Source organism: Sessilibacter sp. MAH1, from assembly GCF_054658315.1.
Map to the genome: position 1 here is coordinate 18,647 of NZ_BAAGIC010000021.1, position 13,051 is coordinate 31,697.

Genomic DNA, 13,051 nt, shown 5'->3' on the forward strand with positions numbered 1-13,051 from the left:
CGGGTCAAACCGCGAATTCTATTAATCACTAAATTTACTAATTATTTTTTCGAGGCGACGAACCTGACGAACAGTTTCATCAAGCTTACTTATGCGAATCGCATTTTTACGCCACTGTTGAGCTGGCATACACGGAATACCCGAAGAGTAGACGCCCGGTTCTGAAATATCGGAGGCCACCATGGTTTTACCGGTAAAATGTGCGTTATCGCAAATGGTTAAATGACCTGCAAATCCGACCATTCCAGCAATGGTACAGTTGGCGCCAATTTTGGTGCTGCCAGCAATACCACAAAAGGCCGCAATAGCGGTGTTTTTGCCAAGTTCCACGTTATGAGCAATGTGAATGTGGTTATCGAGCTTAACACCATCTGCAAGAACGGTATCGCCGAGAGCGCCACGATCTATCGCTGTAGTTGCACCAATTTCAACATCATTACCAATAACGACACCACCCAACTGGTGTATTTTCTGCCAGCCGCTGGGTTTAGGTGCAAACCCAAAACCATCGGCACCAATCACAGCACAACTATGAATGATAACGCGATGACCGATTTCTATTTCGTGGTAAATGACAACGTTAGAATGAATAAGACAGTTGTCACCAATTTGCGTGTGTTTACCAATAAAACTGTTAGCACCGATTCGGGTACCTGCACCAATTTTTACACCGTCTTCAATGACTGCGTTAGCGCCAACAATTACATCACTGCCAATAACGGCGGATTCAGCAACTATCGCAGTGGCATGAATGTTTGCAGCCTCGGGAGTAGAAAACGGATCGAAAAATTGGCTCACCTGAGCGTAAGCCAAGTACGGATTGCTGCAAATTAACTTATTGCCAGAGAAGCTCGACTGATCGGCGAGCTCCTGAGTAAGGATAACCACTCCGGCTTTTGTTTCAGGTAAATATTTAGCAAACGCAGATCGGGCTACAAATGCCAATTGATTTGGCTGTGCTCGTTCGAGGTCTGCGATACCCACTATATTTAACGAGTCATCACCAACAAGCTCTGCTCCAATAGCGCTTGCAATATCACCTAATAACATTGAGATTCGGTCCCAAATCGTATTATTTTTTGTTTAATTTCTCAGTAACTAAAGCGGTAATGTCTGCCGCCGGATCAACAAAATAGACTTGGCTCGAATTTAATACGACTGATATACCCTGAGCCTTGATAACTTCTTCAAGTGCCGTTTTGGTTTTGGTTTCAAACTCTTGTAACAAACCACGTACCGCAGCATTTTGCTCGGCTTGTAGTTTCTTTTGAGCAAGCTCTAAATCAGCGCGTTTGTATTCAACATTTTTGCGGTGTTCTGCCTGTTGATTCGCATCCCAAGTGATACCTTTGGTTTGCTGCTCTTCACGAAGGGCTTGCAGCTCTGCAATTAAACCTTCGTATTTAGCTTGTAACGCCGCAAACTCAGGATCTGCCGATAGCGAAGCACTCGCTTTTTTAGCAGCTTCGGTGCTCAAGATAGCTTTCTCAAAATTGAAAACAGCAACTTTGCCCTCTGCAAATGCAGAAAAAGAAACGAAGGTAGAAACTACGAATGCCGCGAAGGTCTTGAAATTTAACACGTGTAATGCTCCTGATTTCACAGACGATGAATTTAAAATCCCAATTAGAAGACCGTTGGAGTCTATTTTTGCAAGCCAGTTGCAAAACTAACTGCCAATTTGCCTAATTTAATTAATCACCGTCTCTTAATGCTATTTGATGAACAAACTTAGCAACTTACATCCAGGCCAATCCTAACCATCAATCAAGCTCTGTACATAAGATTCGGCAGGTCTATCTTAGATATACCATGCGCCTATTTTTTTCCGGGCGGCATTATGACCTCCTAAGCAAGATGGTTTCCACTACTTATTGAAAAATATTGCGATTTTTTCCAATTTTCGAGGAAAATACCCGCTCAGGAAGAGTAATTTTCGTCACTCTATTGAATTCAGCCTCAACAAAAAAACCAGCATTACGCTGGTTTTTTAGGTTTGGCAAAATTGGTTAAATAAGAACCAACAATAATGCCGCAATCAAATTGGCTAGAAAGTGGTACCGAGAGAGAATTGAAAGAATTCTGTCTCGTCGTCTTCTTGCTCTTTAATAGGTTTGGCCAAGCTAAAGGTCAGCGGACCAAAACCGGTAATCCAAGTAATGCCCACGCCGACAGATGCACTTAATAATCCCAAATCTACGTCAGAACAATTCAGCTGCGTATCGGCACAGTTAGTATCAAAGACGTTACCGGCATCAACAAATAGCGCCGACTGTAACGTACGCTGATCTTTAATGAACGGTAATGGGAATAATATCTCTGCACCAAACTCCACCAGCACGTTACCACCAAAAGCATCATCGCCGCGAGTAAGCTGTTGAGCAGACAAACGACCGGTTTCGCTATCAAGAATGTAGGCGAAATTATCGAGGTTATCAGCATCGCCATCGCCATCTAAGTCTTCTGCGGTCAAGGCAATGGTGTCATATTGGAATGCCGGTGAACTGCGCGGACCTAAACTGTTGCGCTCAAAACCACGAACCGAACCAAAACCACCGGCGAAGAAATGCTCGAAGAAAGGTAGCTCGGTAGTACTGCCAAAAGAATCGGCATAACCCAATTGAGTGCGCAAGCGCAAGGTAAAATCACGGGTGATAGGTTTGAAGTACTGAGCATCGTAAGTGACCTTGTAATACTCAAGATCACTACCGGGAACCGTAACTTCCAGTGATAAAGACTGAGAAGCACCACGAGTTGCCAATCGACCACGGTTTAGGGTCGATTCGCGCCAACCCAACGTGAAGGTCAGCATATTAAAGTTGTCGCCGTTTTCATCCACAAAGCCACTTGGGTTACGCACCAAAACCACAGGATCGTCACTGGCAAAACGAGTATCAACCGCGGTGTAGTCGAAAGGATCAACCACGCCATTGGTTACTGCATCTGAATCATTAAATGCAGCAATTTCATCAGCATCAAGAATTCCATCGCCGTTAAGATCGTCTACCAAATCGTTGCGAAGTGCATTAATTTCAGCGACTTGATCTTCGGTTACGTAGGATTGACGCACAAAATCGGTATCAAATAATCGAGGACTAGACCGAATTTCTTGCACCGCGAAACGACCGGTTTCGATGGAGATATTACTAAAACCAAAACCGTAGTTAATTCGAGAAATTTCTGAGGTTGGGTAACCGAAGTTTACGGTAGCGCCGTAGGTATCCGTGGTAAAACTTGAGACGTTAAACTCGTTAAAGTCACGAGCTCGGAAGAACAGACTAAAACCACGGCTGACGCCATCCGGCGTAAAATAAGGGTCGTTGTAGTTGAAGCTATAAACGGTTTGGAAAGAGCTACGACTTAACGAGAAACCAACCGATTTACCCGAACCGAACCAGTTATCTTGCTGAACGTTAGCGCCGAGCGTTAAACCGGTGCCCTGAGCAAAACCAACGCTGGCACCCACACTACCTGACGGTTGCTCTTCAACAGTATATTCCACGTCAACCAAGTCAGAACTGCCCGGCACTTCTTGCGTATCGACATCGACCTGCTTGAAGAAACCCAATCGCTCTAGACGTACTTTAGAAGATTCAATCGAAGCGGTGGAGGCAGAGCCACCTTCCATCTGACGCATTTCTCGTCGTAAAACATCGTCTGAGGTACGCGTGTTACCACGGAATTCGATACGGCGAACATAGGCCCGCTTACCGGGATCAACGAAGAAGGTGACCTTTACGGTTTTATCGTCATCGTTACGTTCAGGAATACCACGCACCTCTGCGAAGGTATAACCCTCGTTACCAAGACGGCGAGTAATGTACTCGGAAGTGGTCGTCATCAATACTTGCGAGAAGTTTTGTTCTTCACGAACCAGAATCAATCGACGAATAATACTTTCATCAACAATCAAATCACCGGCTAGGTCAACTTCGCTGACCTTGTACACATCACCTTCGGTGATATTGACGGTGATATAGACCGACTCTTTGTCGGGACTCAATGAAACCTGAGTCGAATCAATATTGAATTTTAAGTAACCGCGATCTAGATAAAAGCTTTCTAGACGCTCTAGGTCACCGGCTAACTTTTCTTTGGCGTATTTGTTTTTGCTGGTGAACCAATCGAATCGACCGGCCTTACCTAACTCGAACAGTTCCAAAAGTTCTTTGTCGGAAAATTTCTCGTTACCAACAATATTGACGTGTTTGATCTTCGCAACCTTGCCTTCATCTACATTGATGATTAACTGCACTTGGTTGCGCGGTAAATCAATAACGTCGGCATCAACGCTTGCGCCATAGCGACCTTGAGCCACATATTGGCGTTCAAGTTCTTGAGTTAAACCTTCTAAAGTCGCTCTTTTAAAAATTTGACCTTCCGATAAACCGTTGTCGGTTAAACCCTGTAATAGGTCATCGGTTTTAATGGCCTTGTTACCATCGATGGTGATCGAACTGATTGCCGGTCTCTCGCGAACCGAGATAACCAATACCTGCCCGTCTTTACCAACACTGATATCTTCAAAATATCCGGTTCGGAATAAAGCACGACTCAGCTCTTGAATATCAAGCTCTTCGACTTCATCGCCTACCTGTACTGGTAAAACAGAGAATACTGTGCCCGCAGAGACACGTTGCAGCCCCTGAACACGAATATCATCGACACGAAAGGTTTCAGCTAACGACAGTGGCGAGAGCAGCGTTAAGGATAAAGCAAGAGGAAACAGGGAGCGATTCATATTCTGAGGCAGTTAATTGTATCTTTATTGATGGTTTATAAAATGATTCGTTATTGGGTTGCCAAGTACGACTGACAAAACCTTTATTGAGTCAAAAAAAACTCTGAAAAGTTGCAAAATGCCCACACAAAGGCGGGCATTAAACTGTAAAACACGCTAGAAGGGCAAGTTAAAAAGCTGGCCTTGTATTTGGCGCATAATGTCGTTATAGAACGCCAAAACCATAACACTGGCGACCACAAAGAAACCCAGCCTATAACCAATTGACTGGACACGTTCCGATAACGGCTTACCTTTGATGGCTTCGATAAAGTAGTAGGTTAAGTGACCGCCATCAAGAACGGGGATTGGCAGAAGGTTGAAAATAGCAAGACTAACACTTAATAGCGCCAACATTCGCAAAAAATAAACAAAACCCAGTTCAGCTGAATCACCGGCCACTTTAGCAATGGACAGTGGACCACTTAAGCTTTTGGTTGAGATCTCACCTACCACCAGCTTTTGCAGCGAGAGCAATACAACACCGCTGGTTTCCCAAGTCTTTTTAATGCCCTGACCAAAAGCTTCAACCACCGAATAAGAGCTGGAGCGAATCATCTCTTTGGGCCAAGTCGGATTTTCTGGAGCGACACCGATTCGACCAATGACTTTACCACCGTCTTCAAAGCGAGCTGGGGTAATCAATACTTCTTGTAATTCGCCTTTACGGTCAACCGTAAATTCGATGGTTTCACCCGGACGGGACGAAACATAATCGGCGAAGAATTCCCAATCAGTCACAAGCTGGCCGTCAACGGCAACGAACTCATCACCTAACTGGATGCCGGCTCCCGCCGCAGGGGTACCCTCAACCACTTGTGCAACAATGGGTTTTACTTCAGGTCGGAAGGGTTTAATACCCGCACCAATAATAGGGTCAGGATCGCTCACACCTTTTTGCCAGTCATTCAAATAAGCACTGGACTCGTAGGTCAGATCAGAATCGGAATAGCTAACTTTAAAAGTAATTTCACCGCTTTCGCCCAAACGTTTAACTAAAGCGCGATTTACGGCCTCCCAAGATGGGGTTTCAACACCATCGATCGCAACAATTTCTTGCCCAGGTTCTAATCGAGCGGCTTCGGCAACACTGCCGGGCTCCACATCACCTACAACAGGCGCTAAATAGGATTGCGGTTGCAACAACACCAACCAAAATAAAAATACGGCAAGCACGATGTTAGCGATTGGACCGGCTGCAACAATGGCTATACGAGACCATACGGGCTTGCGGGTAAATTCTTCGTGCAGATCCTTTTCATCAACAGGGCCTTGGCGCTCATCAAGCATTTTGACGTAACCACCAAGAGGGATACCTGCGATAGCGTATTCGGTGCCTTTTTTGTCATACCACTTGATAAGGGGTTTGCCAAAGCCAATTGAAAAGCGCTCAACTCGCACGCCACATACGCGGGCAATGTAGAAATGGCCGAACTCGTGGAATGTCACCAAGACTCCCAGAGCTATCAAAAACCATATTAATGTCATCTATTTCTCCGTAAGAATGACCAACCTTTATCCAAGAAACCGTTAAGATAGCCATGCTTGGTAATGAAGACAGATTATTAGCTGTATAAACCTTTAGCTAATCCAACTGCAATCGAGTTGGACAACAGATAGTGCTCAAAGGTTGATTAACCGAAGATTAACGGTATCGAATTTTACTTTTTGATACCAGAGCTTAGGCTATTCAACGTTATTTTGACCGTATTTCTTCCTGAGCGATAATTCGCGCTTGCTGGTCTATCGAAACAATTGCCTCAAGATCTGTGGTTGTGGGTGAATCACAGCGATTCATGACCGACTCTACTATGGTTGCGATATCGGTATAACGAATTTTTTCGTCTAAAAATGCCTCAACAGCAACCTCATTGGCGGCATTCATAACCGCAGCTATGGTTGACGACTCCCGGCTCGCATCGATCGCTAAACGTAAACACGGAAAGCGCTCAAAATCCGGCCGAGAAAAATCTAAACGCGCTACCTCGAAAAAATCTAAGTGCGCAACACCGGATTCTACGCGCTCGGGCCAAGCTAACGCGTGGGCGATTGGCGTTCTCATGTCAGGGTTTCCCATTTGAGCAAGTACTGAGCCATCAATATATTGAGCCATTGAATGGATGACGCTCTGCGGATGGATCACCACTTCGATATCATCAGGACTTACGTCGAACAGCCAACGCGCTTCGATAAATTCAAGGCCTTTATTCATCATGGTCGCGCTATCGACGGATATTTTTCGCCCCATCGACCAATTTGGATGAGCACAAGCTTGATCGGGAGTTACCGCGATCAGATCAGCGATGGGCGTTTCTCGAAACGGGCCACCCGAACCTGTTAACAAGATTTTAGCGATACCGGAATCTTTGAGTGCGTCAGGCTTGGCCGCTCCCAAAGAGTCTTGAAACCCTTTGTAAGGTAGGCATTGAAAAATAGCATTGTGCTCGCTGTCGAGCGGCAGCAGGGTCGCCTTGTGATTGACCACTGCATCCATAAAAGCCTTGCCAGCCATTACCAACGACTCTTTGTTTGCAAGCAATACTTTTTTCCCGCTTTTAACAGCGGCCATGGTCGGCTTTAAACCCACAGAACCCACAATAGCAGCCACAACGGTATCGACTTGACTGTCTGAAGCGACCTCTTCAAACGCCGCCATGCCGCAAAGCACTTCTGTTTCGCAGGTTTTGCCTGCGAGCGTATCTCTAAGTTCCGCAGCCTTTTGCGGATCGCTTAATACGGCAAATTTTGGCGTAAACTCCAAACATTGCTGCGCCAATAATGAAACATTATTGTGCGCGGTCAGTGCAAAAACCTGAAAACGATTGGAATTTCGGGCAATAACATCAAGAGTGCTGCGACCAATTGAGCCGGTCGAGCCTAGGAGTGTAATTTGTTGCATAGAAAAACTCAGAACTCCCAATTACGGGTGTCTTTTTGAACTTATTGGACGATCAATTCGCCGGAAACTGTAAGCCAAGCAATAATAGCCCTAAAGAAAACACCGGAGCAGCGGCAGTAATACCATCGACTCGATCGAGAATACCACCGTGACCTGGGAATAAATAACCACTGTCTTTAACCCCTCGGTGCCGTTTTATCATGCTTTCAAGTAAGTCGCCCAGCACAGAAACCAAGGCCGTAGCAGCCACTAACAATATCAATGAAAGACGATTGTCTGGCATCCAAAAATAACCGACTACAACGGCTAGCAATACAGCCAACGATAAACCACCGAAAACACCCTCCCAGGATTTTCCTGGACTGACGGACGGCGCCAAACGTCTTTTGCCGAATTTTCGACCGGAAAAATAAGCACCGATATCGGCACTGGCAACGACCGTAACGAGAAACAGGATTAGCCAACTGCCGTTATGTTCTGAGCGTAAAAAGGTGAGACCAATCCAGGTAGGTATGAGCACCAAACCGCCAATCACCATGATTCCGGCTTGAGATCCCCAAGTTTTGGCGTTATCTGGATATCCGCGCACTAAAAACAATGCGACGAACCACCAGACTAAATCTATAAGTACAAAGTATTGAATTCTATCGTGGTCAATGGCTTCTAGATCGCTACCAAAGCCTAACATTCCGGCACATGCCGAGATAAGAACAAATAGGACACACACGTAGGTCATACGCTGGTGGCGACGCTTAAGACCAGCCAATGCCGACCATTCCCAAGCTGCCGCAGCAGTTGCGAAGGACACAAACATCAAAAAGCCGATTTTAGGCAAGATAAAGAGGGCAACTAAAAAGACGAGTGCCATCAGAACAGCACTTTTTACCCTATCTTTAAGCACTGGCTATCCCCGGTTTATTATTATCATCAGTGTGGCGACCGCCAAAACGCCGCTGACGGCAGTAAAACTCATCAACAGCTTTATTAAGTTCAACGCCATCAAAATCTGGCCAATAGACGTTGGTAAAATAAAATTCAGTATAAGCAGCCTGCCAAAGTAAGAAATTACTGATGCGTACTTCGCCACCGGTTCGTATTAATAGATCGAGTGGCGGCAGGTCGGCCAAGCTTAAATGTGAAGCTATCAAGTCTTCATTGATACTTTCAGGAGTTATTAAGCCACTCGCAACCTGTTCGGCAACTTTTTTGGCCGCTTGGGTCATATCCCATTTGCCGCCATAGTCGGCGGCGATGACCAGTGTACGCTGACCATTACGGGTAATGTCTTCAGCTTCAGCCATAGCTTGCTGAATGCGCTTACTAAAACGATCACGACTGCCAATAATGCGAATCGCGACGTTTTCTTCACTCAGCTGGCGCGCTTCTCGGCGTAAATACCCCAAAAATAACGTCATTAAAGCATTTACTTCGGTTGGTGGACGACGCCAGTTTTCGCTACTGAAAGCAAATAACGTTAAAACCTCAACACCGCGCTCTAAGCTGGCCCGAAGAACATCTCTAATTCTCTCAACACCGGCTTTGTGGCCGGAAGCAACCAACATACCCTGCTGCTTCGCCCAGCGGCTATTACCATCCATAATAATGGCAATGTGTTTTAACGCTTCGCTCGTCACGCCAACCTCTATAAGGCTAAAAATTTCAGCCCTTAAATTTCCATCAAATCCTTTTCTTTATCTGCCAAAGCGCTATCCACTTGGGCGATATACTTGTCCGTGATCTTTTGTACGTCTTCACCGCCTTTGCGTTCTTCGTCTTCACCAATTTCTTTATCTTTCAATAAAGTTTTAAGGTCTCCGATAGCGTCGCGACGAATGTTGCGGATGGATACACGAGCTTGCTCTGCTTCAGCACGAGCGGTTTTGATAAAGCCCTTACGAGTCTCTTCTGTAAGCGCTGGCATTGGTAAACGAATCAGCTCGCCGGTTGTCGATGGGTTCAACCCCAAATCTGACTTCATGATGGCTTTTTCAATTTCAGGAATCAAAGAGCGATCCCAAGCTGATATTGAAAGAGTACGCGCGTCTAAAACTGAAACGTTGGCGGCCTGTGACAACGGAGTTTCTGAGCCGTAGTAGTTAACGGTGATGCCATCCAACAAACTTGGGTGAGCACGACCTGTACGAATTTTATTGAAGTTATGTCCAAGTGCTTCGATTGATTTACCCATACGGGTTTCTGCATCATTGAGAATATCTTTGATCATCAGTGACTAGCTCTCTTATTTTTCTTCCGGTAAGGCTCAACCTTCTTGTGGACGAGTTTGCTCCACGAGAGTGCCTTCACTACCACCGGTAATTATGTTTAATAACGCGCCTACTTTGTCCATTTTGAAAACACGTAACGGCATATCGTGTTCTTGACACAAGCATATAGCGGTTAAATCCATTACACCCAACTTCTTACTCAAGACTTCGTCGTAACTTAAGCGATCGTATCTGATCGCAGACGGATCTTTCATAGGATCTGCGGTGTATACACCATCCACTTTGGTGGCTTTCAAAACCAAATCCACCTCAACTTCAATTCCGCGTAAGCAAGCCGCAGAATCTGTGGTGAAAAATGGGTTGCCGGTACCCGCGGAGAAAATTACCACTTCACCGGATTCTAATAAACGCATGGCTCGACGTCGGTCGTAATGCTCAACGATACCACTCATAGGAATTGCAGACATCACACTACAATTAATATCGGAACGTTCTAGCGCATCGCGCATCGCCAGTGCATTCATTACTGTTGCTAACATACCCATGTGGTCACCGGTAACACGATCGAGACCGGCGGCACTGAGAGCGGCGCCCCGGAAAAGGTTACCACCGCCAATTACTAAGCCAACCTGGACACCGATGCCAACCAGTTGACCAATTTCGAGCGCCATCTTATCAAGGACTTTGGGATCGATACCAAAACCCTCTTCTCCCATAAGCTGCTCACCGCTTAATTTTAATAAAATCCTTTTGTATTTTTTGTCCCGGGCTGTTGCCATGGTTTCGCTCCGCCACACCAGATAAAAATTTGCGGCGAAGTTTAACAGGAAGCGTAATGAATTTCACAAATCAATTATCTTACATTACGTTCAAAATTGATTTGTAAAATACTTTTCACAGACTTCTGTTTAGAACCGCCGCAAAAAAATTCAAAAACCGCTTTTTTAGCTCTTTCGCAACAAAAAAAAACCGGGGATATCCCCGGTTTTTATTGCTAAGCAAATGCCAATAAATTTGAGCTTATTTGTTAGCTTGTTGTACCTGAGCAGCAACTTCAGCAGCGAAGTCCACTTCTGCTTTCTCGATACCTTCACCCACTTCGAAACGTACGAAAGAAGCAACTTCACCGCCAGCTGCTTTAGCAAGCTGAGCAACGGTTTGCTCTGGGTTCTTAACAAACGGTTGTTGAGATAAGCTGTTTTCTTTCAAAAACTTGTTGATACGGCCGCCCATCATTTTCTCAACGATTTCGTCTGGCTTACCGGCCATATCCGGTTGAGCTTTGATGATTTCTTTTTCTTTCTCAAGCAATTCAGCAGGCATATCTTCTGGCTTGTTAACACGTGGGTTAACAGCAGCTACGTGCATAGCAATGTCTTTTGCAACATCCGCTTTGCCAGCAACAGTCAATTCAACGATTGATGCGATACGGTTGTTAGAGTGAACGTAAACGCCAACACAGCCCGCTTCGCTAGTCACTGCCGAAATGCGACGAACGCTGATGTTTTCACCGATTTTTTGAACGAGTTTTTCACGAGCGTCTTCTAAGTCACCAGCCATAAGAGCAGCAACGTCGGTTTGCTTGTCAGCGAATGCTTTCTCTAAAACGGTTTCACAAAAACCTAGGAAGCTAGTATCGCGAGCAACGAAGTCAGTTTCGCTGTTAACTTCAACCATTAGCGCGTAAGTACCTTCGTCGTTAGACTTGGCAACAACCACACCTTCTGCTGCGGTACGATCCGCTTTCTTAGCCGCTTTAAGGCCACTGGCTTTACGCAAGTTTTCAATCGCCAATTCGATATCGCCATCAGCTTCTTGCAAAGCTTTTTTACATTCCATCATACCTAAACCGGTACGCTCACGTAGATCTTTAACTAAAGATGCAGAAATAGCTGCCATCTTTTTATCCTCTATGAAAATTCGTGAATTAAATAATGTTTGAAAAAAGGGGCCTGCTAGCCCCTTTTTGAATCAAATGTCGAACTATGAGTAAGCATTTGTGATTTAAACCGCGTTATACCGGTCTTCCATGCCATTTATATGACGCACAAATTTTTACTATAAGATTCGTATGTTCGATGATTACTCAGCAGCTACGTCAGCTTGCTGTTCTTCAACGTACTCGTCTTTTACAGGAGCTTGATTTGCAGCGGCACCTTCTAGACAAGCATCAGCAATTGCACTGGTGTACAACTTGATTGCACGGATTGCGTCATCGTTACCTGGAATAACGTAATCAACGCCTTCTGGGCTGCTGTTGGTATCAACAATACCGATAACTGGAATACCAAGCTTGTTAGCTTCTTGAATAGCAATGCGCTCGTGCTCAACATCAATGATGAATAGAGCATCTGGAAGGCCACCCATGTCTTTAATACCACCAATTGAGCGGTCTAGTTTTTCCATGGTGCGAGTGCGCATTAACGCTTCTTTCTTAGTAAGCTTATCGAAAGTACCGTCTTGGCTTTGAATTTCAAGCTCGCGGTAACGCTTGATAGAAGCACGGATGGTTTTATAGTTGGTAAGCATACCACCTAACCAACGGTGACTTACGAAAGGCTGACCAGAACGCTCTGCTTGTTCGCGAATGCTCTTTTGAGCCGCACGCTTGGTGCCAACGAAAAGGATTTTCTTTTTAGAGGCTGCCATCTTACGAACAACTTCAAGAGCTTCGTTAAAGGCAGGCACAGTGTGCTCAAGGTTGATGATGTGGATTTTGTTGCGAGCACCAAAAATGTATTGATTCATTTTTGGGTTCCAGTAACGGGTTTGGTGACCGAAGTGAACACCGGCTTGCAACATGTCGCGCATGCTTACTTGTGGCATAAATAATTCCTAAATTATTTGGGTTGGGCCTCCATACATCCCAACTTTCAACCCATAAAGAGCACCCAGAAAGTCGTGTCGACGTATGTGTGACATTGTGTTTTTAACGCTTTTTTCGCCGAGGAGCAGACCCCTACCAGACGAGCCGCGCTTTATACCACAAACACCTGCCTACTTCTACAAAAAGCTGGTTTGATTTTGACGGAAAACGCGACACAAAACGCCTAATTGCTCGATAAGCACAGAATTTACAAGGAATTAGCAATAAAAATAAGCACCAAACGAGCAAGACATAACCTACTCGACGTTTACTGCTTGGTT

Annotated in this window: 11 protein-coding genes; all 11 read right to left on the reverse strand. The window is 45.2% G+C overall.

Going from position 1 to position 13,051, the window contains the following annotated elements; genetic code table 11:
• Positions 1–21 precede the first annotated feature (21 nt).
• Positions 22–1,050 carry a UDP-3-O-(3-hydroxymyristoyl)glucosamine N-acyltransferase gene (gene lpxD, locus ACYQ28_RS17260; protein WP_460052228.1) on the reverse strand — a complete coding sequence of 343 codons (1,029 nt, stop codon included), beginning with the start codon at positions 1,048–1,050 and terminating at the stop codon, positions 22–24.
• Positions 1,051–1,072: 22 nt separating this feature from the next.
• Positions 1,073–1,582 (reverse strand): OmpH/Skp family outer membrane protein, encoded by a 510-nt coding sequence (locus ACYQ28_RS17265; protein WP_460052227.1) that lies wholly within the window; start codon positions 1,580–1,582, stop codon positions 1,073–1,075.
• A 465-nt stretch (positions 1,583–2,047) separates the two neighbouring features.
• Positions 2,048–4,741 (reverse strand): outer membrane protein assembly factor BamA, encoded by a 2,694-nt coding sequence (gene bamA, locus ACYQ28_RS17270; RefSeq protein ID WP_460052226.1) that lies wholly within the window; start codon positions 4,739–4,741, stop codon positions 2,048–2,050.
• Between the two features lie 156 nt (positions 4,742–4,897).
• Positions 4,898–6,268, reverse strand: a complete 1,371-nt coding sequence (rseP, locus tag ACYQ28_RS17275; protein ID WP_460052224.1) for an RIP metalloprotease RseP — start codon at positions 6,266–6,268, stop codon at positions 4,898–4,900.
• A 208-nt stretch (positions 6,269–6,476) separates the two neighbouring features.
• Positions 6,477–7,679, reverse strand: coding sequence for a 1-deoxy-D-xylulose-5-phosphate reductoisomerase (gene ispC / locus ACYQ28_RS17280; RefSeq protein WP_460052223.1), 1,203 nt, complete (start codon positions 7,677–7,679; stop codon positions 6,477–6,479).
• Between the two features lie 52 nt (positions 7,680–7,731).
• A complete protein-coding gene (locus ACYQ28_RS17285; RefSeq protein ID WP_460052222.1) occupies positions 7,732–8,580 on the reverse strand; it encodes a phosphatidate cytidylyltransferase in 849 nt (282 codons plus the stop codon).
• Positions 8,573–9,313: a polyprenyl diphosphate synthase gene (gene uppS / locus ACYQ28_RS17290; protein WP_460052220.1), complete on the reverse strand. Its 741-nt coding sequence runs from the start codon at positions 9,311–9,313 to the stop codon at positions 8,573–8,575. Before uppS ends, ACYQ28_RS17285 begins: the two co-directional genes overlap by 8 nt.
• A gap of 32 nt (positions 9,314–9,345) precedes the next feature.
• The gene (gene frr / locus ACYQ28_RS17295; protein WP_460052219.1) at positions 9,346–9,903 is read right to left on the reverse strand and encodes a ribosome recycling factor; all 558 of its coding nucleotides are present in this window, start codon (positions 9,901–9,903) and stop codon (positions 9,346–9,348) included.
• 36 nt (positions 9,904–9,939) lie between these two features.
• Positions 9,940–10,683, reverse strand: coding sequence for a UMP kinase (gene pyrH / locus ACYQ28_RS17300; RefSeq protein ID WP_460052218.1), 744 nt, complete (start codon positions 10,681–10,683; stop codon positions 9,940–9,942).
• A 241-nt stretch (positions 10,684–10,924) separates the two neighbouring features.
• Positions 10,925–11,803 carry a translation elongation factor Ts gene (tsf, locus tag ACYQ28_RS17305; protein ID WP_460052216.1) on the reverse strand — a complete coding sequence of 293 codons (879 nt, stop codon included), beginning with the start codon at positions 11,801–11,803 and terminating at the stop codon, positions 10,925–10,927.
• Between the two features lie 183 nt (positions 11,804–11,986).
• Positions 11,987–12,730: a 30S ribosomal protein S2 gene (gene rpsB / locus ACYQ28_RS17310; protein WP_460052215.1), complete on the reverse strand. Its 744-nt coding sequence runs from the start codon at positions 12,728–12,730 to the stop codon at positions 11,987–11,989.
• Positions 12,731–13,051: the final 321 nt, after the last annotated feature.